Annotated in this window: 20 protein-coding genes and 1 pseudogene; 10 read left to right on the plus strand and 11 right to left on the minus strand. The window is 72.3% G+C overall.

Annotated elements, in window-relative coordinates; translation table 11 throughout:
- Nucleotides 1–308: 308 nt before the first annotated feature.
- Nucleotides 309–617 (plus strand): annotated as a pseudogene (locus tag ABD946_RS33180) (ABC transporter ATP-binding protein); the annotation flags it as partial.
- A 17-nt stretch (nt 618–634) separates the two neighbouring features.
- A complete protein-coding gene (locus ABD946_RS33185; RefSeq protein WP_345289368.1) occupies nt 635–3,202 on the plus strand; it encodes an ABC transporter permease in 2,568 nt (855 codons plus the stop codon).
- A 70-nt stretch (nt 3,203–3,272) separates the two neighbouring features.
- Here ABD946_RS33185 and ABD946_RS33190 read toward each other — a convergent pair whose 3' ends face one another.
- Nucleotides 3,273–3,836, minus strand: a complete 564-nt coding sequence (locus ABD946_RS33190; protein WP_345289369.1) for an EF-hand domain-containing protein — start codon at nt 3,834–3,836, stop codon at nt 3,273–3,275.
- A 139-nt stretch (nt 3,837–3,975) separates the two neighbouring features.
- On the opposite strand from ABD946_RS33190, the gene ABD946_RS33195 reads away from it, so the two are divergent.
- Nucleotides 3,976–5,001, plus strand: a complete 1,026-nt coding sequence (locus ABD946_RS33195) for a hypothetical protein (RefSeq protein WP_345289370.1) — start codon at nt 3,976–3,978, stop codon at nt 4,999–5,001.
- Between the two features lie 10 nt (nt 5,002–5,011).
- Nucleotides 5,012–5,557 carry a Uma2 family endonuclease gene (locus ABD946_RS33200; RefSeq protein ID WP_345289371.1) on the plus strand — a complete coding sequence of 182 codons (546 nt, stop codon included), beginning with the start codon at nt 5,012–5,014 and terminating at the stop codon, nt 5,555–5,557.
- A 7-nt stretch (nt 5,558–5,564) separates the two neighbouring features.
- Here the strand turns inward: ABD946_RS33200 and ABD946_RS33205 are convergent, their stop codons facing one another.
- From ABD946_RS33205 to ABD946_RS33220, 4 genes are all read right to left on the minus strand, one after another.
- The gene (locus tag ABD946_RS33205; RefSeq protein WP_345289372.1) at nt 5,565–6,440 is read right to left on the minus strand and encodes a DMT family transporter; all 876 of its coding nucleotides are present in this window, start codon (nt 6,438–6,440) and stop codon (nt 5,565–5,567) included.
- Between the two features lie 71 nt (nt 6,441–6,511).
- Nucleotides 6,512–7,756, minus strand: a complete 1,245-nt coding sequence (locus tag ABD946_RS33210) for a transglycosylase family protein (protein WP_345289373.1) — start codon at nt 7,754–7,756, stop codon at nt 6,512–6,514.
- Nucleotides 7,757–7,959: 203 nt separating this feature from the next.
- Nucleotides 7,960–9,123, minus strand: coding sequence for an acyl-CoA dehydrogenase family protein (locus ABD946_RS33215; protein ID WP_345289374.1), 1,164 nt, complete (start codon nt 9,121–9,123; stop codon nt 7,960–7,962).
- Between the two features lie 103 nt (nt 9,124–9,226).
- On the minus strand, nt 9,227–10,330 hold the full coding sequence (locus ABD946_RS33220) for an LCP family protein (RefSeq protein ID WP_345289375.1): 1,104 nt from the start codon (nt 10,328–10,330) through the stop codon (nt 9,227–9,229).
- Between the two features lie 139 nt (nt 10,331–10,469).
- Between ABD946_RS33220 and ABD946_RS33225 the strand changes: the two genes are divergently transcribed.
- Together ABD946_RS33225 and ABD946_RS33230 are read left to right on the plus strand one after the other, a co-directional pair.
- Nucleotides 10,470–11,813 (plus strand): UDP-glucose dehydrogenase family protein, encoded by a 1,344-nt coding sequence (locus ABD946_RS33225; protein WP_345289377.1) that lies wholly within the window; start codon nt 10,470–10,472, stop codon nt 11,811–11,813.
- 29 nt (nt 11,814–11,842) lie between these two features.
- Complete coding sequence (locus ABD946_RS33230; protein WP_345289378.1) at nt 11,843–12,244, plus strand: CoA-binding protein; 402 nt, start codon at nt 11,843–11,845, stop codon at nt 12,242–12,244.
- Here ABD946_RS33230 and ABD946_RS33235 read toward each other — a convergent pair.
- Together ABD946_RS33235 and ABD946_RS33240 are read right to left on the minus strand one after the other, a co-directional pair.
- Nucleotides 12,241–13,053 (minus strand): DUF1028 domain-containing protein, encoded by an 813-nt coding sequence (locus ABD946_RS33235; RefSeq protein ID WP_345289379.1) that lies wholly within the window; start codon nt 13,051–13,053, stop codon nt 12,241–12,243. The genes ABD946_RS33230 and ABD946_RS33235 overlap by 4 nt on opposite strands.
- A gap of 311 nt (nt 13,054–13,364) precedes the next feature.
- Nucleotides 13,365–14,564: a dipeptidase gene (locus ABD946_RS33240; RefSeq protein ID WP_345289380.1), complete on the minus strand. Its 1,200-nt coding sequence runs from the start codon at nt 14,562–14,564 to the stop codon at nt 13,365–13,367.
- Between the two features lie 134 nt (nt 14,565–14,698).
- On the opposite strand from ABD946_RS33240, the gene ABD946_RS33245 reads away from it, so the two are divergent.
- From ABD946_RS33245 to ABD946_RS33255, 3 genes are read left to right on the plus strand one after another with little or no spacing between them, the layout of a single operon-like run.
- A complete protein-coding gene (locus ABD946_RS33245; RefSeq protein ID WP_345289381.1) occupies nt 14,699–15,994 on the plus strand; it encodes an MFS transporter in 1,296 nt (431 codons plus the stop codon).
- Nucleotides 15,995–16,005: 11 nt separating this feature from the next.
- The gene (locus ABD946_RS33250) at nt 16,006–16,668 is read left to right on the plus strand and encodes a response regulator (RefSeq protein ID WP_345289383.1); all 663 of its coding nucleotides are present in this window, start codon (nt 16,006–16,008) and stop codon (nt 16,666–16,668) included.
- On the plus strand, nt 16,668–17,999 hold the full coding sequence (locus ABD946_RS33255) for a sensor histidine kinase (protein WP_345289384.1): 1,332 nt from the start codon (nt 16,668–16,670) through the stop codon (nt 17,997–17,999). Before ABD946_RS33250 ends, ABD946_RS33255 begins: the two co-directional genes overlap by 1 nt.
- On the opposite strand, the gene ABD946_RS33260 is transcribed toward ABD946_RS33255, so the two are convergent.
- From ABD946_RS33260 to ABD946_RS33270, 3 genes are read right to left on the minus strand one after another with little or no spacing between them, the layout of a single operon-like run.
- Nucleotides 17,981–18,913 (minus strand): TAXI family TRAP transporter solute-binding subunit, encoded by a 933-nt coding sequence (locus ABD946_RS33260; protein WP_345289385.1) that lies wholly within the window; start codon nt 18,911–18,913, stop codon nt 17,981–17,983. The genes ABD946_RS33255 and ABD946_RS33260 overlap by 19 nt on opposite strands.
- Before the next feature lie 8 nt (nt 18,914–18,921).
- The gene (gene purE, locus ABD946_RS33265) at nt 18,922–19,446 is read right to left on the minus strand and encodes a 5-(carboxyamino)imidazole ribonucleotide mutase (RefSeq protein ID WP_345289386.1); all 525 of its coding nucleotides are present in this window, start codon (nt 19,444–19,446) and stop codon (nt 18,922–18,924) included.
- Nucleotides 19,443–20,600 (minus strand): 5-(carboxyamino)imidazole ribonucleotide synthase, encoded by a 1,158-nt coding sequence (locus tag ABD946_RS33270; RefSeq protein ID WP_380150600.1) that lies wholly within the window; start codon nt 20,598–20,600, stop codon nt 19,443–19,445. The genes purE and ABD946_RS33270 overlap by 4 nt, the downstream gene beginning before the upstream one ends.
- A gap of 201 nt (nt 20,601–20,801) precedes the next feature.
- On the opposite strand from ABD946_RS33270, the gene ABD946_RS33275 reads away from it, so the two are divergent.
- On the plus strand, nt 20,802–21,308 hold the full coding sequence (locus tag ABD946_RS33275) for a GtrA family protein (protein WP_345289388.1): 507 nt from the start codon (nt 20,802–20,804) through the stop codon (nt 21,306–21,308).
- A gap of 35 nt (nt 21,309–21,343) precedes the next feature.
- Here the strand turns inward: ABD946_RS33275 and ABD946_RS33280 are convergent, their stop codons facing one another.
- On the minus strand, nt 21,344–22,591 hold the full coding sequence (locus tag ABD946_RS33280; protein WP_345289389.1) for an ATP-binding protein: 1,248 nt from the start codon (nt 22,589–22,591) through the stop codon (nt 21,344–21,346).
- Nucleotides 22,592–22,614: the final 23 nt, after the last annotated feature.

Below are 22,614 nucleotides of genomic sequence, written 5' to 3' on the forward strand. Positions count from 1 at the left end.
GTCACACTCTATCGGCTCTTTCATCTTTCTACAGGCCTTTACTAACCTGCATCCTACACACTGCTCAAACGCGCTTTGTGATAATCATCATACTGCTTTGTGGCGTACTTTTGACCTATGTATCGTCCTTTTGGGCCGTTACAGCCCTCAGCTAGTATCGGCCTGGCTTGTGCAGTCGCCATTGTGTGTTCTTGAGACCATGTCTGTCTTTAACCAGATTGGTACGTATCTCTCCCCGTCCTCTGTCGTCACTTGATGGCCGACTCTTCGGACTCAAGCACTCCTCGTCCCCATCCCGACCCATCTTCTCCGTCGCCCAGCAGCAGCGCGTCGCGGTGGCCCGGGCCCTGGCCGCCCGTCCCGAGATCATCTTCGGCGACGAGCCCACCGGCAACCTCGACTCCCGCTCCGGCGCCGAGGTGCTCACCTTCCTCCGCCGCTCGGTGGACGAGCTCGGCCAGACCATCGTCATGGTGACCCACGACCCGGTCGCCGCCTCCTACGCGGACCGCGTCCTCTTCCTGGCCGACGGCCGGATCGTCGACGAGATGTACGCCCCGACCGCCGACTCCGTCCTCGAGCGCATGCGCCGCTTCGACGGCAAGCGCACCAGCTGAGACGGGATCAGACTCCGATGCTGCTCAAGACCTCACTACGGAGCTTCTTCGCCCACAAGGGCCGGATGGCGCTCTCCCTCATCGCTGTGGTCCTCTCGGTCGCGTTCGTCTCCGGCACCCTGGTGTTCTCCAACACCGCGACCGCCACCTTCGACAAGCTCTTCGCCACCACCGCCTCCAACCTCTCCGTCCGCCCGGCCGTGCCGGACGAGGACGGTGACGGCGAGGGGATGATCGGCGAGAAGGCCCGCACCGTCCCGGTCGACGTCCAGGCCAAGGTCGCCGCCCTGCCGGGCGTCAAGTCCGCCCGCGGCGAGGTCAATTCGCAGAGCGCGGTGCTGGTCAACCCGGCCACCAACAAGCTGGTCGGCCCGACCTCGGGCGCCCCGACCATCACGGGCTCCTGGCACGACGACCAGGTGATGCTCAAGATCACCTCCGGCAAGGCCCCGGTCGGCCCCGAGCAGATCGTGCTGGACGCCGACACCGCGGAGAAGGCCAAGCTCGGCCTCGGCTCCAAGCTCCGGTTGATCGCCGCCACCGGCAACCACGACTTCACCATCTCCGCCATCGCCACCTTCCAGACCACCAACCCCGGTGCGGCACTGGCCTTCATGGACGTGCCCACCGCACAGAAGGTGCTGCTCGGCGCAACCGCCTTCACCTCGGTCGAGGTGACCGGTGACGGCTCGAAGACCGACGCACAGCTGAAGACCGCCGCCCTCGGCGCGCTCGGCAGCGGCTATGAGGCCTTCACCGCCGAGGAGCAGAAGGCCCAGGGCAAGAAGGACATGGGCTTCCTGGACTTCATGAAGTACGCGATGCTCGGCTTCGCCGGGATCTCGCTGCTGGTCGGCGGCTTCCTGATCATCAACACCTTCTCCATGCTGGTCGCCCAGCGCACCCGCGAGATCGGCCTGATGCGGGCCATCGGCGGCAGCCGCAGCCAGGTCAACCGCTCGGTGCTGGTCGAGGCGCTGATCCTCGGCGTGCTCGGCTCCACCCTCGGCCTGCTGGCCGGGATCGGTCTGGCCATGGGCCTGATCCAGCTGATGAAGGCCGCCGGGATGAACCTCTCGTCGGCCGAGCTGGAGATCGGCGCCAGCGTGCCGATCGCCTCGTACCTGGTCGGCGTGGTGATCACCGTGCTGGCCGCCTGGATCCCGGCCCGCCGGGCCTCCAAGATCTCCCCGATGGCCGCCCTGCGCGACCACGGCACTCCCGCCGAGCCCAAGGCCAACCGGATCCGGGCCGCGATCGGCATCGTGCTCACCGCCGGCGGCGCCGCCCTGCTGGCCGCGGCCTCGGGCGCCTCCTCGGCCGGGACCGGGGGCATGCTGCTGGGCGGCGGCGTGGTGCTGACCCTGGTCGGCCTGGTGGTGGTCGGCCCGCTGCTCTCCACCTTCGTGGTCCGGGTGCTCGGTGCGGTGCTGCCCGCCCTGTTCGGCCCGTCCGGCAAGCTGGCCCAGCGCAACGCCACCCGCAACCCGCGCCGCACCGGTGCCACCGCCGCCGCGCTGATGATCGGCCTCGCGCTGGTCACCGGGGCCTCGGTGGTCACCTCCTCGATGGTCACCTCGGCCAACGACCAGCTGGACAGCTCGGTCGGCGCCGACTACATCGTGGCCGGCCAGGCCGCGGAGCTCACCCCGGCCATGGTCCAGGCGATCGAGAAGACGCCCGGGCTCAAGGAGCTGACGCTCCAGAAGAACGTCGAGGCCAAGCTCACCACTCCCGACGGCAAGCGGACCAGCGAGCACCTGGCCGCGGCCTCGTCCTCCTTCATCAGGAACTTCAAGTTCGAGGCCAAGGCCGGTACCCCCGAGGCGGGCTTCGCCCCCGGCGGGGTCGTGGTCGGCGAGGACTTCGCCAAGGAGCGCGGCCTCTCGATCGGTTCGAAGATCGCCGCGGACTACGGCCAGGGCCACACCCAGGAGCTCACCGTCGGCCTGATCGCCAAGGGCGGCAACGACATCCTGTCCGGCATCTTCCTCAACACCGAGACCGTCGCCAAGGTGATCCCGGCCGCCGAACTCCCTGCGGACCGGATGGCCTTCGCCAAGGCCGCCGACGGCGTCGACCCGGCGAAGTCGCTGGCCGCGCTGCAGGACTCCCTCAAGGAGTACCCGCAGCTGACCATCACCGACAAGGCCGGCTACAAGGACCTCGTGCAGAGCCAGGTCAACACCCTGCTCTACATGGTCTACGGCCTGCTCGGCCTGGCCATCGTGGTCGCGGTGCTGGGTGTCGTGAACACCCTCGCCCTCTCGGTGGTCGAGCGCACCCGGGAGATCGGTCTGCTCCGCGCCATCGGCCTGTCGCGCCGTCAGCTCCGCCGGATGATCCGCCTGGAGTCCGTGGTGATCGCCGTCTTCGGCGCCCTCCTCGGCACCGGCCTCGGCCTCGGCTGGGGCGTCACCTCCCAGCAGGTGCTGGCCGGTCAGGGACTCAACCTGCTGGACGTCCCGGTCGGCACCATCATCGGCATCCTGATCGCCTCGGCGGTCATCGGTCTGCTGGCCGCGCTCTTCCCGGCCTTCCGGGCCGGGCGGATGAACGTCCTGGCGGCCATCGCCACCGACTGACCGAATGTCAGGAACGACTGAGGGGCCGCCACGGGGGTGCGGCCCCTCGGTCGTTCCGCCGTTCCGTCGCTCAGTTCAGCGCGTCGCCGAAGAGGAAGTTGCCGACGTGGTCCGGGTCGGTGGAGGTGTAGAAGCCGCGGAAGGCCGAGAGCACCTCCGCCTCCGAGAGCACCCCGTCCCGGTCGGTGTCCAGCTTCTCGAAGGCGAACCGGGCGGCCGGCTCGCTCGACCCGAAGGCCCGCTGGAAGTCCCAGAACTCCGCCGCCGAGATCCGGCCGTCGCCGTCCCGGTCCATCAGCCGGAACACCGCGTGGGCGGCCGGGGCGAGCACGTCGTCGAAGGCCCCCGGCGCCTGCGCCAGCAGCCGCATCCCGGCCCGGTACTCGTGCTCCTGGATCTTCTGGTCCTTGTTGGTGTCCAGGTCCGCCACCAACGCCTTCCACCACCCCTGAGCCGCCGTCAGCATCGCCGTCGCGTCCGGGGAGTCGAAGGCCACCCCGGACGCCCCGATCATCCGCGAGGCCAGGCCCAGCACGTCCGTCGCGTCGATCACCCCGTCCTTGTCCAGGTCGGCCTGCCCGAAGCAGAGGTCGATCTTCCGGTCCAGCAGGTCCCGGCTGGCGGCGACGGTCATGACGGTTCCTCGTTCCCTGGGCGCTGAGTGCCCGGCGAGCCTAGGGAGCCCGCCGCACCCCGTGCAACAGGCGGCGCCACGTACGCGTGATTGGGAATCTGATCGCACCGGCGCCGCACCCCGTGACACCATCGCCGCCATGCACCACCCCGCACCGCCCCTGCCCGACGCACCGCCGCTCACCCCCGAGGCCGCCGCCCGCTGGCGTGCCGCCCACCCCGCCCACCGCTGGGACTCCCGCCACCTCGCCTGGCTCCCGCTCGCGCTGCTCGTCCTGGTCGCCGTCGGACCCCACGGTGCCGAACTGCCCGACGCACCGCACTGGTACGACTCGGCGGACGCGGTGCTCGCTGCCCTGCTGCTCCAGGCCCTGGCCCTGACGGCCCGTCCGCACGGGCTCCCGCTCGCGACGTACGCCCTGTTCCCGCTGCTCTGGTACGCCCCCGGCGCCCCGGACGGGCCGGTCCGCTGGATCCTGGTGCTCACCGAGGCGGCGCTGGCCGCACTGCTGACCGTCGCCGCCCTCAGCCGCCGCCGGGCCCGTCGGCAGCTGGCCGCCCTGATGGGCCCCGAGGTCCCGTACCCCTGGACCCTGGCCGGGCAGCCCTCGCCGTTCGCCGGTACCAGCACCCCTCCCCTCGGACGCGTGGTCTTCGGCGCGGTAGTGCTCGTCGGCGCGACGGTGCTCCAACTCACCGTCCCCGCCCTGCTGGTGGTGACCACCGGCCTGGCCGGGATCGGCTCCGTCTCGCTGGCCTCGGCCGCGAAGGCGACCCGCCTCCGGCACTCGCTGGTCCACCGCACCGGGGCACCGGCCCTGCGCGTCCTCTACCAGCCCGGATACGGCCCCCAGGTCGGCCCGCTCTCCGGCGACCCCCTCTGGGAACTGACGATCCATGAGGAGCACCCCTGGACGGACGGCCGCTGGCAGACCTGGCCCGACTCCCTGACCATCGAGACCCCCGCGCTGGAGGACGAGGAGGAGGACTGCGACTGCGACGAGCGGCAGGACTACGGCCCACCCCGGCCCGCCCTCCTCTACCAGGGCCCGGACACCCGCCACGCCCAGCTCCTGGTCGCCTCCCGCCCCACCCCCGAGGGCCCCGCACACTGGGCATCCCTCGCCACCCCCGAGGTCCGCCCGGGCCGCACCTGGTCCGACTAGGCTGGCCGCCGTGAATCCCGAGCACCGCGCGCTCCTCGAAGAGGCCCGCCGGGGCCTGCCCGACGGATCCAAGGTCGAGCTCTCCGGCGACACCATCGTCACGATCGTGAGCCCGTCCGGCATCCACCAGCGCAACCTGCTGACGGTCCGTCGGCAGTTCGACGCCCACACGCCGGACGGCCTGCTGCCCAGCGAGAACACCGACCTGGTCTCGCCGAACGTCGGCAAGAGCCGCAACCCGGACCTGACCTACCTGCCCGACGAGGCACTGGCCACCACCGACGACCGGGTGCCCGCCGAGCTCGCCGCCATCGCCGTCGAGCTGGTCTCGCCGTCCAATCCCGAGAACGACTGGGTCGGCAAGGTCCGCGACTACCCGCTGATGGGCATCCCGCTCTACCTGCTGGTCGACGCCCGCCAGAAGACCGTCACCCTGTTCAGCCGCCCCGACGGGACGCGCTACCACCGGCGGGAGGACGTCGACTTCGGCGAGACGCTGTGGCTGCCGGAGCCGTTCGGCTTCGAGCTCGACACCGCCGGGCTGCTGCCGTACTGACGGCGGGTCAGTCCGGGGTGCCTCGCCGGAGGGCTCCCAGGTAGACGCCCGCGATGATCAGGGGGGTGCCGAGGAGGAGGGCGGTGGTGAGGGGTTCGTCGTCGAGCCAGGCGGAGAGGACGATCGTCACCACCGGGATCAGGACGAAGACGTAGGCCGCGCGGGCCGCGCCCCAGCCCTTGATGACCAGCAGGTAGAGGACGAAGGTCAGCACCGAGCCGACCAGGACCAGGTAGCCGACGGCCCACCAGGTGGCGGGGCGGCTGGGGAGGGCCCAGGTGTCGCCGGCCAGGCGGGAGGCGGGGAAGAGGACGGCGGCTGCGGCGGTCATGCCGACGGCGTTGGTGGTGACGGGGTGGAGCGGGGGGAGGCGGTCGGCGAGGACGGCGGCCTCGGAGAAGCAGAGGACGGCGCCGAGGATCGCGAGCAGGGAGAGGACCGGGACGGCCCGGGCCAGCGAGGCCTGGGAGACCACCGCGACCCCGGCCGCCGCGCAGAGGGTGCCGAGCACCGCACGCCCGCTCAGCCGCTCCCGCCCCTGGGCGGCGGCCAGCAGCAGGGTGACCAGCGGGACCAGGGCCAGCACGGTCTGCCCCAGCCCGGCGTGGATCCGCTGGAGCGCGTAGTAGGCGAGCCCGAAGGTGACGCCGAAGTTGAGCACTCCGAACAGGGCCGCCCCGGCCAGCGCCCGCCCGCGCGGGAGCGGCAGCCGCATCACCGCCATCACGGCCAGCAGCACCACCGCCGCCGCCCCGAACCGGACCGCCGCTCCCCAGAGCGGGTCCAGCTCCCGGTTGCTGAACCGGATGCCCACCGCGTTCCCGCCGGCGAACACGAAGCACCCCACGAAGCAGAGGAGCGGCACCCGCTCGGCAACACGCACCTGCCCACGCTAGGCCCGCCGGGTACGCCGCGGGTCGGGGCCACGCCGAGGCGGCCCCGACCTCCCGGGGGTCACTTGGACTGGCTGGCGGTGATGTCCTTGGCGCTGGTCGCACCGCCGGTGATCTCGCTCCAGTTGGAGACCGCGTTCGCACCCAGCGTGAAGTCGGCACCGTAGGCACGGCCCTGAGCGATGCCGTAGAAGTGCACCGTCTTGCCGTCGGGGGTGGTGGTCGCCGCGACACTGTCGATCGCCGAGCCCGCACGCTGGGTCCAGGCGGCGTCGAAGTGACCCTGGTCGAAGTTGCCGTACTGGGTGTGGAAGGAGCCGCCGTAACCGGCGACCGCCAGCACCACGTTGTTGCCGTCCGCCGTCGCCGCGATGTCACGCACGTCCGTCGCCCCACCCGGGATCTCCGACCACTCCGCCGTCGAGTTGCTGCTCAACGTGAAGTCCGAACCGAACACCCGACCACCCGCGACACCGTAGAACCGCACCGTCCCACCGTTCTTGGACGTGACCGAGGTGACGTTGGTCAGCCCCGAACCCGAACGCCGCACCCAGTCCGCGTCGAACCGGCCCAGGTCGTAGTTGCCGAACTGGGTGAAGAACGAACCGTCACCACCCGCGATCCCCAGGATCACGTTGGCACCACTGGTGGAGGCCGTGATGTCCCGAACCCCCGTCGCCCCACCGGGAATCTCCGCCCACGCGGTCCAGGAGTTGCCCGGGTTCAGGTCCCGGCCGTACACCCGCCCACCCGCCACCGCGTAGAAGTGCGTCACGTCCCCGACCGTCACCGACGTCACCTTCGACAGCGAAACACCACCCACACCCGTCCAGCTCGGGTTGAACCGCCCCGCCGCGTAGTTCCCGTACTGGCTGTAGAGCGCACCGTCACCACCCACGATCCCCACCTGCACGTTCACCGGCGAGGTCACCGGCGGGGTGGTCGGATACGGGTCGACGCCGTCGTTGGTCAGCCCGACCTGCTGGGAGCAGACGGGCCACTGGCCCGGGCCGGCCGCGCGCAGCAGCTTCTCGGCTATCCGGATCTGCTGCTCCTTGGTGGCCAGGTCGGCCCGGGCCGCGTAGGCGGTGCCGCCCTGGGCCACCCAGGTGCTCTGCGAGAACTGCAGGCCGCCGAAGTACGTGTTGCCCGTGTTGGCGGCCCAGTTGCCGGTGCTCTCGCACTGGGCCATCTTGTCCCACATCGCCACCGAGGCCGCCTGGGCGCTCCCGGCGGTCCCGGCCGTGGCCAGCCCGGCCAGGGTGGCGGCGGCGAGCATCAGGGCGGAGGTGCGGCGCTTGACCATGACGGTTCCTCAACTACTGGGGCGGAAGGGCGACATGGGTAAGCATCTCCGCAGGTCAGCCGGGGCAGAAGAGCTTCCGGCCGGACCGAAACGGCCCCGGCCGGAAGCGTCCAGCGGCGACCGCCCGGGGCCGGCCGCAACCCGGGAACGCCGAAGGGCCCCGCCGGTCTCCCGGCGGGGCCCTTCGCGCAAGGCGCCTGACGTTACGGCAGGTTGCGCGACATCACGATGCGCTGGATCTGGTTGGTGCCCTCGTAGATCTGGGTGATCTTGGCGTCGCGCATCATGCGCTCCAGCGGGTAGTCCCGGGTGTAGCCGTAGCCGCCGAGCAGCTGGACGGCGTCCACGGTGATCTCCATCGCCACGTCCGAGGCGAAGCACTTGGCGGCCGCACCGAAGAAGGTGAGGTCGGAGTCGATCCGCTGCGACTTGGCGGCGGCGGCGTAGGTGAGCTGACGCGCGGCCTCCAGCTTCATCGCCATGTCGGCCAGCATGAACTGGACGCCCTGGAAGTCGCCGATCGGCTTGCCGAACTGCTTGCGCTCCTGGACGTAGCCCTTGGCGTAGTCCAGCGCGCCCTGGGCGATGCCGATCGCCTGGGCGGCGATGGTGACCCGGGTGTGGTCCAGGGTCTTCATCGCGGTGGCGAAGCCGGTGCCCTCGGCGCCGATCATGCGGTCGGCCGGGATCCGCACGTTGTCGAAGTAGACCTCGCGGGTCGGCGAACCCTTGATGCCGAGCTTCTTCTCCGGGGCGCCGAAGGAGACGCCCTCGTCGCTCTTCTCGACCACGAACGCCGAGATGCCCTTGGAGCGCTTCTCGGGGTCGGTCACCGCGAGCACGGTGTAGTACTCGGAGACGCCCGCGTTGGTGATCCAGCGCTTCACGCCGTTCAGCACCCAGAAGTCGCCGTCGCGCACCGCGCGGGTCTTCATGCCCGCCGCGTCCGAACCGGCGTCCGGCTCGGAGAGGCAGTAGGAGAACATGCCCTCGCCCCGGGCCAGCGCGCCCAGGTACTTGGCCTTCAGCTCCTCGGAGCCGGAGAGCTGCACCGGCAGCGAGCCGAGCTTGTTGACCGCCGGGATCAGCGAGGAGGACGCGCAGACCCGCGCGATCTCCTCGATCACGATGACGGTGGCCAGCGCGTCCGCGCCGGCGCCGCCGTACTCCTCGGGGACGTGCACCGCGTGCAGGTCGTTGGCCTGGAGCGCGTCCAGCGCCTCCTGCGGGAAGCGGCCCTGCTCGTCCACCTCGGCCGCGTACGGGGCGATCTTCGCCTCCGCGAGCGACCGCACCGCCTCACGGAGCATCTCGTGCTCCTCGCTGAGCCGGAAGAGGTCGAAATCCGCCCCGGAGTTGCCCGCCATGTGCCTCGCCCCTTGAACTCGGACCACGTTAATTACCGTTAAGTAAGCGTAATTCTAGGCTCGCGCCCTGCCTACCCCGTACGTGACATGCGCGACACCGTTCTCACCGGACTACGTCACCGAGCTCCCCGGAGCCGGGATGCTCGGCCAGGTACTCCGCCATCCGGTCGTTGCGCATCGCCTCCCAGAGCGGTTCGGCGGCCCGCCGGTCCAGGTAGACCACCGACTGGCCGCCCTCGTCACCGAAGCCGCCGAAGGGGGCGTTCATGAAGCGGACCCCGTCCCCGCGCAGGCCGCGCATGCTCCAGGCCAGCTCGTAGAGGTCGGAGTTGGAGAGCCGGTCGTCCACGCTGACCACCTCGCCGACCGCACCGAGCAGGCCGCGCAGCTTGCCCGGGTTGCCGAGGGTGCCGGACTCCAGGGTCTGCTGCATCAGCGCGCGCAGGAAGTACTGCTGACGGCGCGTCCGGTCCAGGTCGCCGCCGGGCAGGCCGTAGCGCTCGCGGACGTAGAGCAGGGCGGTGGCCCCGTCCATGTGGTGGGTGCCGGCGTCCCACTGGCGGGCCTCGCCCTTGCCCTCGATGGTCTGCGGGATGGTGATGTCCACCCCTCCGACGGCGTCGGTGAGCGAGCGGAAGCCGTTCCAGTCGATCACCGCGAGGTGGTCGATCCGGATGCCGGTGAGGTTCTGGATGGTCTCCACCATCAGGGCCGGGCCGCCGTACGCGTAGGCCGCGTTGAGCTTGGCCTTGCCGTGGCCGGGGACGTCCACCCAGGTGTCGCGGGCCAGCGAGACCAGCGAGGCGCCCTTCCGGTCGGCCGAGACGTGCAGCAGCATCATGGTGTCGCTGCGGGCCGCGCCCGCCTTCCAGACCGGGGCCTTGGCCTTGGCCGTGGGGTCGGTGCGGGCGTCCAGGCCGACCAGCAGGAAGGTCTGGCCGCTGTTCGGCACCGGCTTCGGCTGGGCGGATTCGGCCACCGTCGGGAAGGCGCCGGGGATCCGGGCCACCGAGGAGGCGTAGTGCTCGGCGGTCCAGTAGACCGTGCCCGTGCAACCGCCGACCACCAGCAGCAGCGCGACCAGGGTGATCAGCAGCACCCGCCGGCCGCGGCGCCGCCGGGGCTTCGCGGGCGGCCGGTCCGCGGCCTCGTCGGCGTCGTCGAAGATGCTCAGCCCGGCCGGGTCCGGCCCGTTCTCGGTGGTCATGCGGGCATTCTGGCGGCGGGCCCGGGGTGGCCGGAACGGAACGGTCTGGACTAGGGCGAACTCGTTACACGGCCTCCTGGCGAGCGACTAGCATCGGGGACTGTCCAGCGCCCGCGCAGCACGACCAAAGGGGACCCGCGTGACCCTCCGCATCACGGTGATCGGCACCGGATACCTCGGCGCGACGCACGCCGCCTGCATGGCGGAGCTCGGCTTCGAGGTGCTCGGCCTGGACATCGACCCGGAGAAGATCGCCATGCTGGCGGCCGGCCAGGTGCCGATGTACGAGCCCGGCCTGGCCGAGCTGCTCGTCAAGCACGTGCCCGGGCACCCCGGCTCCACCGGGCGGCTGCGCTTCACCACCTCCTACGAGGAGGTCGCCGAGTTCGGCGACGTGCACTTCATCTGCACCAACACCCCCCAGCGCAAGGGCGAGTTCGCGGCCGACATGTCCTACGTGGACGCCGCGATGGACGCGCTGGCCCCGCTGCTGACCCGCCCCGTGCTGGTGGTCGGCAAGTCCACCGTCCCGGTGGGCAGCGCCGGCCGACTGGCCGTCAGGCTGGCCGAGCTGGCCCCGGTCGGCGAGGGCGCCGAGCTGGCCTGGAACCCGGAGTTCCTGCGCGAGGGCTACGCCGTCGGCGACACCCTGCACCCGGACCGGCTGGTGGTCGGCGTGCGCAGCGAGCGGGCCGAGCAGCTGCTGCGCGAGGTCTACGCGACCCCGATCGCGGAGGGCGTGCCCTTCGTGGTCACCGACTTCGCCACCTCCGAGCTGGTCAAGGCGGCCGCCAACTCCTTCCTGGCCACCAAGATCTCCTTCATCAACGCGATGGCCGAGGTCTGCGAGAGCGCCGGCGCCGACGTGGTGCAGCTCAGCAAGGCGCTCTCCTTCGACGAGCGGATCGGCGGCAAGTTCCTCAACGCCGGGGTCGGCTTCGGCGGCGGCTGCCTGCCCAAGGACATCCGGGCCTTCATGGCCCGGGCCGGGGAGCTCGGCGCCGACCAGGCGCTCACCTTCCTGCGCGAGGTGGACTCGATCAACATGCGGCGCCGCTCCCGGATGGTGGAGCTGGCCCGCGAGCAGGTCGGCGGCGGCTTCCTGGGCCGCCGGGTGGCCGTGCTCGGCGCCGCCTTCAAGCCCAACTCGGACGACATCCGGGACTCCCCCGCGCTGAACGTCGCGGCCCAGATCCAGCTCCAGGGCGCCCAGGTCACCGTCTACGACCCCAAGGCCATGGACAACGCCCGGAAGATGTTCCCCGGCATCACCTACGCCGACTCGGTGCTGGAGGCCGTCGAAGGCGCCCACGTGGTGCTCCACCTGACGGAGTGGCAGGAGTTCCGCGAGCTCGACCCGGAGGAGGTCGGCGCGGTGGTCGCCGAGCGCCGGCTGGTCGACGGGCGCAACGTGCTGGACGGCGCGCGCTGGCGCGCGGCCGGCTGGACCTACCGCGCGATGGGCCGCCCGACCGTGGAATAGCCCTCCGGGCGGGCGGGGTTGCAGCCGGTATGAGCGTGGAACCGGTGGTGCGGAAGATCCTGACCGAGAGCGGCGACACCTGGGCGGTCGTCGGGCTCTCCAACAACACGGCGCGGGCCGCGTACGGCGTGGCCCGGGTGCTGCAGCGCGCGGGCAAGCGGATCGTCCCCGTGCACCCGAAGGCCGAGACGGTGCTCGGCGAGCAGGGCTACGCCTCGCTCGCCGAGATCCCCTTCGACGTGGACGTGGTGGACGTCTTCGTGAACTCCTCGCTGGCCGGCGCGGTCGCCGACCAGGCGGTGGCCAAGGGCGCCAAGGCGGTCTGGTTCCAGCTGGACGTCATCGACCGCGAGGCCTACGCCAGGACGACGCAGGCCGGTGTCGACATGGTGATGGACCGCTGCCCGGCGATCGAGCTGCCCCGGCTCTAGCCGTTCTTGGTGACGGCCCGGAGGTGGGCGAGGACCAGGGGGTCGATGCGGCCGGGGACGAGGCGGGCCTCCAGGTTCTCGACGCCCGCCCACTGGTCGAGGGTGGTGTAGCCGGTGGTGGCGACCAAGGTGGCCACCTCCGCGGCGAGTTCGCCGGTGAGGTCGAGCAGGGCGGCCGGGTCAGGGGTGCCGAAGAGGGTGTCGTGGATGGCCAGCAGGCGGCGCAGTTCGGTGACCGGGGCCGGGTGGTCGTCCACCCGCAGGTCGTGGCTGATGCCGCCCGGGGCGCCCAGGCCGGCGCCGTCCTCGGCGATCCAGAGTGCGGCGCTCTGCCGGCCCCGGCTGTCGCCGCCCGCCTCGTCTCCGGCCGCCAGGGTGGCCACCAGGCGCTCGGCGAAGGGGAGTTCGGCGCCGGCCAGCCACGTGCGCTCCATCGCCTCGACCACCTCGGGGCCGGTCAGGATGTTGCCCTGGATCGCGTAGCCCGGGCCGCTCGCACCGCCCGCCCAGTCGAGGCACTCCTCGCCGGTGTACGTCGCGCCGTCGCCCTCCGGGCCGACCACGCCGAGCTGACGGTGCGCCCGCTCCGGGTCGGCGGCGGTCAGCCCGGCCACCACGTCCGCCGGGGCGACGCCGGTGCGCAGCAGGGCCAGGCCCTGCGGGCGGTAGGCCAGGTTGGCCAGCGCCTGGGTGGCCAGCGCCCCGACGCCGGCCTCGGCCGCCGGGACGGCGGCGCCGACGCCGAGGAACTTGCTGGCCACCGCGATGCCGTAGGCGTCGCCGGAGCGGGCCACCACAGAGAAGGTCATGGGCACGGACCCTAATCGGGGCGGGTTCGCCGCGTCCATGCCCTGAGACTCCGTCAGGCCCGTCGGCAAGATCCGGCAAGGACCTCGGCCGCAGGAAGTGGTCACCCCGGGGGCGCGGGGAACTGCGCGCGGGGGAACGGCAGCACGTGCAACTGGCTCGCCTGCCCCGACCTAGCACTGGGCCGCCTTCCGATTCGCGCAGTTCCTCGCGCCCCTGGGGTGACCACCTGCCGAACAACTCGCGCCCGAGCGGCGGAGCAGCCGATCAACGGAGCCTCGCGCCCCTGGGGTGACCACTTTCGCCCGCTCCCTTACGAGCGCTTGCCGTCCAGGGCGTCGATGGTGGCGATGGAGGGGCGGCGCTCCTTCTGGAGCCGGGCGGCCACCGTCTCGGCGTCGCGGAGGACCCGGACGGCGTTGTGCCAGGTGAGCTTGGAGAGGTCGGCCTCGGACCAGCCGCGGCCGAGGAGTTCGGCGATCAGGTTGGGGTAGCCGGAGACGTCGTCCAGGCCGGCCGGGGTGAAGGCGGTGCCGTCGAAGTCACCGCCGATGCCGACGTGGTCGACGCCGGCCACCTCGCGCATGTGGTCCAGGTGGTCGGCGACGGTGGCGGCGGTCGCCACCGGCCGCGGGTGGGCGGCCTCGTGGGCGTGCTGGACGGCCATCGCCTCGGGGGTGGTCTCCAGCGGGTGGAAGCCGTGCGCCCGCATGTTGGCGTCGGCCGCCTTGGTCCACTCGATGGCGGCGGGCAGGATGAACTTGGGCACGAAGGTGACCATCGCGAGGCCGCCGTTGGCCGGGAGCTGGGCCAGCACGTCGTCCGGGACGTTGCGCGGGTGGTCGCAGACCCCGCGGGCGGAGGAGTGCGAGAAGACCACCGGCGCCTCGGAGACCCGCAGTGCGTCCCGCATGGTGCCGGGCGAGACGTGCGAGAGGTCGACCAGCATGCCGACCCGGTTCATCTCCCGCACCACCTCCTCGCCGAAGGCGGTCAGCCCGCCGTGCTCCGGCTCGTCGGTGGCCGAGTCGGCCCACGGCACGTTGTCGTTGTGGGTGAGCGTCATGTACCGCACGCCCAGCTGGTGCAGGGCCCGCAGGGTGGCCAGCGAGCAGTCGATGGAGTGCCCGCCCTCGGCGCCCATCAGCGAGGCGATCCGGCCCTCGGCCCGGGCCGCCTCCATCTCGTCCGCGGTGAGCGCGAGGCGGAACACCTCGGGGTGGCGGGCCGTCATCTCCCGGACGAAGTCGACCTGCTCCAGGGTGGCGCTCACCGCGTGGTCGCCCGCGAAGTCCGACCGCACGTAGACCGACCAGAACTGCGCGCCGACCCCGCCGCCGCGCAGGCGGGCGAAGTCGGTGTGCAGGCGGCCGCTCTGGTCGGCCGTCAGGTCGATGGCGTCGAGGTCGTAGCCGGCCTGGGCGCGCATCGCCCAGGGCAGGTCGTTGTGACCGTCCACCACGGGGGCGGTGCGGAGGAGGGCTCGGGCGCGGTCCACCAGCTCAGAAGTCATACGAACATTTCTACTCCTTCTGTTAACCGGAGGTTAGGTCTTGCGCCCGGCCCTGTCCCCGGCTTCCGGGGCGGGGGAGCCTTCCAGGCACGGCGGCCCCACCCGGCCGCGCCCGTCCGTTCCGGGAGGTCCTCGTGAGCTCAGCCCGTACACCGTGGAAGGCCGTGCTCGGCGGCTCGGTCGGCAATCTGGTGGAGTGGTACGACTGGTTCGTCTACGCCAGCTTCGCCACCTACTTCGCCGCCGCGTTCTTCCCGCACGGCAACCCGACCGCCCAACTCCTCAACACCGCCGGGATCTTCGCGGTGGGCTTCTTCATGCGCCCGGTCGGCGGCTGGCTGCTCGGCCGCTTCGCCGACCGGCGCGGGCGGAAGGCGGCGCTCACCCTGACCGTCACCATGATGTCGGCCAGCGCCCTGCTGATCGCCGTGGCGCCGACGTACGCGCAGGTCGGCTACGCCGGGGCGGTGGTGCTGCTGATCGCCCGGCTGCTGCAGGGGCTCTCGGTCGGCGGGGAGTACGCGGCCAGCGCGACGTACCTGACCGAGGCCTCGGTGCCGAAGCGGCGCGGGTTCGTCTCCAGCTTCCAGTACGTCTCGATGACCTTCGGCCAGCTGATCGGGCTGGGGCTGCAGATCGTGCTCCAGCGGACCATGAGCACCGAGGACCTGCACTCCTGGGGGTGGCGGATCCCCTTCGTGGTCGGGGCGGTCGGCGCGGCGGTGGTCTTCTGGCTGCGGCGCAACCTGCCGGAGACCGAGGCGTACGAGGCGGCGGAGGGGGCCGACGGGCGCGGCACGCTGCGCCGGCTGCTGGACCACAAGCGGGAGTTCGTCCTGGTGATGGCGCTCACCATGGGCGGCACGGTGGCGTACTACACCTACACGACGTACCTCACGAAGTACCTGTCGAACACGGTGGGGCTGAGCAAGAGCGACGCCGCGCTGGTCAGCTTCTGCGCGCTGACCGTCTTCATGCTGCTCCAGCCGCTGGCCGGGGCGCTCTCCGACCGGATCGGGCGGCGGCCGCTGCTGATCGCCTTCGGGATCGGGGCGACCTTCGGGACGGTGCCGCTGATGACCACGCTCTCGCACGCGGGCGGCTTCGGCGAGGCCCTGCTGCTGGCGCTGGCCGCGCTGGTCATCGTCACCGGGTACACCTCGATCAACGCGGTGGTGAAGGCCGAGCTCTTCCCGACCCAGGTCCGGGCGCTCGGGGTGGCGCTGCCGTACGCGCTGGCCAACGCGCTGTTCGGGGGGACGGCGGAGTACGTGGCCCTCTGGTTCAAGGACCAGGGGATCGAGTCCGGGTACTACTGGTACGTCTCGGGGCTCGCGGCGGTCTCACTGGTGGTCTACCTGACGATGCGTGAGACCCGCGGCGCGGCGCTCACGCTGGAGGCCGCCCCGGCCGAGCCGGTGCGCGTCTAGGGTGTGGGCCCATGCGGGTGCTCTTGGTCGAGGACGACGACCGGCTGGCGGCTGCGCTGATCCCGGCGCTGGCCCGGCACGGCCATCAGGTGGTGCGGGCGGCCCGGGCGGATGACGCGCTGCGGCTCAAGGACACCTGCGAGTTCGTGCTCCTCGACCTCGGGCTGCCCGACCTGGACGGGCTGGAGGCGCTGCGGCGGCTGCGGCGGGTCTCCTCGGTGCCGGTGATCGTGCTGACCGCGCGGTCGGAGGAGCGGGACGTGCTGCGCGGCCTGCGGTCCGGGGCCGACGACTACCTGGTGAAGCCGTTCCGCACGGCGGAGCTGGCGGCCCGGATGGCGGCGGTGGTGCGGCGCGGCAGCCGCCCGCTGGCCGCCACCGGGTCGGTGGTGGAGGTCGGCGACGTACGGATCGACCTGACGGCCCGTCGGGTCCTGGTGGCCGGGGCGGAGGTCACGCTCACCCGGCGGGAGTTCGACGTGCTCGCCGTGCTGGCCAGGGAGCCGGGGGTGGTCCGCAGCCGTGAGGAGATCCTCGACGAACTCTGGGGCGACGTGCAGCTGTCGGCCTCCCGCTCGCTCGACGTCCACGTGGCCGGCCTCCGCGCCAAGACCGGACGGCCGCACCTGATCCAGACCCTCCGCGCCACCGGCTACCGCCTGGCCACCGTCTGATGCAGCGTCGACTGCTGGTGCTCCAGGGGCTGCTGATCGTCTGTCTGGTGGCGGCGCTGGCGGTGCCGCTCGGGTACGCGTACGCCTCGCACCGGACGGGGCAGTTGCTGTTGGCGCGGCGGGCGGACGCGACGCGGTTCGCGGAGCTGGCGGACCGGGCGTTGCGGGAGGGCGGGCCTTCGGGGGTGGGGGCGGAGGTGGACCGGTACGCGGAGCTGTACGGGACGGCGGTGGAGGTGCGGGACCGGGACGGGGTGCTGATCGCGGGGCGGCCGGTCGGCGGCGGGGCCGCGCTGCGGCGGGCGCTGTCGGGGCGGACCACGGCGGAGCTGCCGCTGCTGACGCCGGGCGGACCGGAGACGGTGCTGGTGGCGGAGCCGGCCGGGCGGGACGGGCAGGTGTCGGGGGCGGTGGTGCTCCGGGTGCCGACGGCGGCGGCCCGGCGGGAGGTGGCCGTCGTCTGGGGGGCGCTGGCGGTGGGGGCGGTGCTGGCGCTGCTCGGGTCGCTGGCGGCGGCCCGGCGGCTGGCCGGCTGGGTGCTCCGCCCGGTGGCCGAACTCGACGCCACCACACGGGAGATCGCCGGGGGCCGGCTCGGGGCGCGGGTCGCCACCGTCCGCGGCCCGGTGGAGCTGCGGCGGCTGGAGGAGCGGTTCAACGCCATGGCGGACGCCATCTCGGCCGCGCTGGAGCGCCAGCGCGCCTTCGTCGCGGACGCCTCGCACGAGCTCCGCACCCCGCTCACCGTGCTCTCCCTCCGGCTGGAGAACCTGGAGCCGCACCTGACCGCCGACGGGCAGCCCGAGTACGAGGAGGCGATGGCCGAACTCGACCGCCTGGCCGCCCTGTTGGAGGACCTGCTGGCGCTGGCCCGGGTGGAGGCGGACGCCGGACTGCCGGAGGACGTCCCGGCCGACGGGCTGCTCCCCCGGTTGACGGGGTGGCAGGAGGTCTACGCGGCCCAGGGATTGGCCCTGGACGTGGCGGCGGTGGAGGAGGCCCCGCTGCCCGCCGCCGTCGGCCGGATCGCGGACATCGCGCTCGACAACGCGGCCAAGTTCGTCCCGCCCGGCGGCCGGGTGGTGGTCTCGCTGACCGCCGGGGTGCTGCGGATCGCCGACGACGGACCGGGGCTGACCGAGGAGGAGCGGGGCGCGGCCCTCGGCCGGTTCTGGCGCGCTCCCGGGCGGGGCAACGTCCCGGGCAGTGGCCTGGGCCTGGCCATCGCCGCCGAACTGGCCCGCGGCTGCGGCGCCGAGCTCGTCCTGCACCCGACCGAACCGCACGGCCTGACCGTCGAGTTGAGGACGGGTCAGTACACCGATCGGTAGTAGGCGGCCGCGCCCGGGTGCAGCGGAACGGCGCCCGTCCCGATCGCGTAGCGCTCGTCCAGCCGGCTGCCGGGCGCGTCCGGGGCCAGCAGGTCGTCCCGGCGGCGGAACAGCACCTCGGTGACGGCGCGCACCACCCCCGCGTCCAGCCCGGCGGCGCAGAGCAGGTGGCTGGGGGTCCCGACGGTCGGGGTGGGCGCGGGCTGGCGGTAGCTGCCGGCCGGGATCGACACGCTCTCGTAGACCGGCCCGTGGGCCCGGCGCAGCTCGACCGCCGCCGCCTCCAGCGGGACCAGCCGGACGGGCGTGCGCTCGGCGAGTTCGGTGATGGCCGGGGTGGGCACCCCGCCGGACCAGAAGAAGGCGTCCAACTCCCCCGCCCGCAGCGCCGCGACCGACTCGGCGGTGCCGAGCAGCCGCACCGCGGCCCGCACCCCGGCGGCGGCCAGGGCCCGCTCGGCGACCACCGAGGTGCCGGACTCCTCGGCACCCAGCGAGACCCGCAGTCCGGCGAGCTGAGCGACCGTCAGGACCGCCGAGGCCGCGGGGACCACCAGGTGCAGGTGGTTGAGGTAGAGCCGGGCGAGGGCGGCCACCGCGACCGGCCGGGCGAAGGCGCCGCGGCCGGCCACCGCGTCGGTGGCGCTGTCCGCCAGGGCCAGGCCGAGTTCGGCGCCGCCGGTGTCGATCAGCCGCAGGTTGCGCACGCTGGCGGGGGTGGCGAGCACCTCGACGGTCAGCCCGGGGTGGGCCCGGTGGACCTCCTCGGCGAGACGCTGCCCGAAGGCCCGGTACGGCCCGCCCTCGGGCCCGGCGGCCAGCCGTAACGCACCCCGCGGCCCGGAGACGGAACAGCCCGCCGTCACCGCGGCCGCGGCTCCCAGCAGGAGCGCGCGGCGCGGGACGGCGGGCAAGGGTGGTGCTACTTGCCGAAGCCGAAGGAGGTGGAGCCCGCGACCTTGGCGCGGAGCTTCTGGCCCTTCTCGGTGGCCTGGCGGTTGAGGTCGGCCTGGAACTCAGTCATCTTCTCGGTGAGTTCCTGGTCGAAGGCGGCCAGCATCCGGACCGCCAGCAGGCCCGCGTTGCGCGCCCCGGCGATCGAGACGGTGGCGACCGGCACGCCCGCCGGCATCTGGACGATGGACATCAGGCTGTCCATGCCGTCCAGGTAGCGCAGCGGCACCGGGACGCCGATGACCGGCAGCGGGGTGACCGAGGCCAGCATGCCCGGCAGGTGGGCGGCGCCGCCGGCGCCGGCGATGATCGCCTTCAGGCCGCGGGCCCGGGCCTGCTCGCCGTAGGTGACCATCTCGCGCGGCATCCGGTGCGCGGAGACCACGTCGACCTCGTAGGGGATCTCGAACTCGTCGAGCGCCTGGGCGGCGGCCTCCATCACGGGCCAGTCGGAGTCCGAGCCCATCACGATGCCGACAAGAGGCTGGGTCATTCGGTGATCGTTCCTCGCAGGTAGGCGGCCGCGTGGCGGGCGCGCTCGCGGACGTCCTCGAGGTCGTCCCCGAAGACGTTGACGTGGCCGACCTTGCGGCCGGGCTTCACGTCCTTCCCGTACATGTGGATCCGCAGGCCGGGGTCACGGGCCATGCAGTGCAGGAAGGCGTGGTACATGTCGGGGTAGTCGCCGCCGAGCACGTTGACCATGACGGTCCACTTGGCGCGCGGGCGCGGGTCCCCGAGCGGGAGGTCGAGCACCGCGCGCAGGTGGTTCTCGAACTGCGAGGTGACGGAGCCGTCCTGGGTCCAGTGACCGGAGTTGTGCGGGCGCATCGCCAGCTCGTTGACCAGGATGCGGCCGTCCCGGGTCTGGAACAGCTCGACCGCCAGGTGGCCGGTGATGCCGAGCTCGCCGGCGATCCGCAGCGCGAGCTGCTGGGCCTCGTCGGAGAGCGCCGGGTCGAGGTCGGGGGCGGGAGCGGTCACCTCGGCGCAGACGCCGTTCTCCTGGACGCTCTCCACCACCGGGTAGGCGACGGCCTGGCCGCTGGGCGAGCGGACCACGTTGGCGGCCAGCTCGCGGACGAAGTCGACCTTCTCCTCCGCCAGCACCGGTACGCCGGCCAGGAACGGGGCGGCGGCCTCGGTCTCGTCGTCGACCACCCAGACGCCCTTGCCGTCGTAGCCGCCGCGGACGGTCTTGAGGACCACCGGGTAGCCGTCGCCCTCGTTCGCGAAGGCGGTCACGTCGGCCGGGTCGGCGACCAGGCGGTGGCGGGGGCAGGGGGCGCCGATGGAGTCCAGCTTGGCCCGCATCACGCCCTTGTCCTGGGCGTTCACCAGCGCGGACGGGTCCGGGCGGACGGCGATGCCCTCGGCCTGGAGCGCGCGCAGGTGCTCGGTCGGCACGTGCTCGTGGTCGAAGGTCACCACGTCGCAGCCGGCGGCGAAGCGGCGCAGCGTCTCCAGGTCGCGGTGGTCGCCGAGGACCACGTCGGAGACCACCTGTGAGGCGGAGTCCTGCGGGGTGTCCGCCAGGAGCTTGAACCGGATGCCGAGCGGGATGCCCGCCTGGTGCATCATCCGGGCCAGCTGGCCGCCGCCGATCACGCCCACCACTGGAAAATTCGCCTTGGCCGCAGAAGTCACGCGCCCAGGATATCCGGGCCGGTCACGGGGGTCGTACCGGCCGCCCCCGGTGCGGGGGGACGGGTGGCGACGGTGTATCAGGGGTGAGCGAGTAGCCTAGATGGCCGGGCCCGAAGCACACTGTCGGATGATGTGCATGCAGAGCGGCCTTGACCAGCCGCGCCCGCGTGCGACCTCCTCCGCAGACCCTGGAGACCCTGGATGACGAGCACCACCACTCCCAAGCCTTCGCTGGTGCAGAGGCTGGGCGGCCTCTCGATCGAGGTGATCGGTTTCGCGGTGATCGGCCTGGTGGGCTTCGTCGTGAACGGCGTGGTCTTCTGGGTCTGCCTGAAGGCGCCGGGCCTGGTCCACTCGCTGGCCGGCTTCATCGCGACCGCGGTGGCGATCGGCACCAACTACCTGGGCTACCGGTTCTGGCTGTACAAGGACCGTGACGCGGCCTCCCGCAAGCGGGAGATCACGCTCTTCCTGATCTTCAGCGGCATCGGCATGCTGATCGAGAACGGCATCCTGGCCTTCTCGGTGCACGTGCTGGACTACACCACGCCGACCCAGCAGCTGATCGCCAAGAACGTGGTCGGCCTGGTGGCCGGCACGATCTTCCGCTTCTTCTCGTACCGCACCTGGGTCTTCAAGGCGATGCCCGAGCTGGCCGAGCCGGAGACCGCCGTCGCGGCCGAGCCGGTGCTGGTGGCCGCCAAGTAGGAACGCGTCCCGGGAAGGGGCCGTCTGACCACGGGTCAGGCGGCCCCTTCCTCGTTCCGGGTGAGGAACAGCGCGAAGACCGGGGGCTGGAGCGAGAGCAGCTCCAGGCGGGCGCCGTCGGCCTCGGCGAGGTCGCGGGCGACGGCCAGGCCGATGCCGGTGGAGTTGCGGCCGCTGACGGAGCGTTCGAAGACCCGGTTGCCCAGCTCGGTCGGCACGCCCGGGCCCTCGTCCTGGACCTCGGCGACCACCGAGCGGCCGGAGGGGCGGACCCGGACGGTGACGGTGCCGGCGCCGTGCATCAGGGAGTTCTCGATCAGGGTGGCCAGCACCTGGGCGACCATGCCGGGGGTGCCGAGCACCGACACGTCCCGCAGGCCCTCGATCCGCAGGGTGCGGCCGTTGCCGCGCATGGTCGGGCTCCACTCGGCCAGCTGCTGGGCGATCACCTCGTCCAGCCGGAAGACCACGGCGGTGGGACTGCGCGGGTCGCGCTGGTTGGTGAGCAGCCGCTGCACCACGTCGGTGAGCCGCTCCACCTGCTGGAGCGCGATGGTGGACTCCTCCTTGACCGTCTCCGGCTCCCCGGCCAGCGCGTTGATCTCCTCCAGCCGCATGGAGAGCGCGGTCAGCGGGGTGCGCAGCTGGTGCGAGGCGTCGGCGGAGAGCCGGCGCTCGGCGGTGAGCATCCGGGCGATCCGCTCGGCACTGGCGTCCAGCACCTCGGCCACCCGGTCCAGCTCGGGCACCCCGTAGCGGCGGTCGCGCGGGCGCGGGTCGCCGGAGCCGAGGCGCTCGGCGGTCTCGGCCAGGTCGGTGAGCGGGCGGGCCAGCCGCTTGGCCTGCCAGACCGCGAGGGCCACCGCCGCCTGGACGGCGAGCAGCGCCACCACGCCGAGCAGCAGCAGCATGTTGGCGATCTCGTGGTCCACCTGGTCGCGGGACTGCACCACGGTGACGGACTCGCCGTTGGCGCCGTACTCGGTGGCGCTGATCACCGGGCCCTCGGGCGCGCTGCCGGCCGAGAAGGTCTCCTGGCCGGGGACGGTGATGGAGACGTGGCCGCCCTCGGTGAGCTGGGAGGTGAACTTCTCCCCGGTGATCGGCTCGCCGGCGGCCAGCCGGCTCTCCACCAGGCCGAGCACCCGGACGGCCTGGGCGTCCACCCGGGCGTCCGCGGCGTTGACGATGTTCTGCTTCTCGACCAGGGCGATCGGGACGCAGAACACCACCACCATCACCAGCACCACGCCGAGCAGGGAGTTGATCATCCGGCGCTTCACGCGGGCCGACTCCAGATCAGTTC

It is taken from the genome of Kitasatospora albolonga (assembly GCF_039535905.1).
Classification (GTDB): domain Bacteria; phylum Actinomycetota; class Actinomycetes; order Streptomycetales; family Streptomycetaceae; genus Kitasatospora; species Kitasatospora albolonga.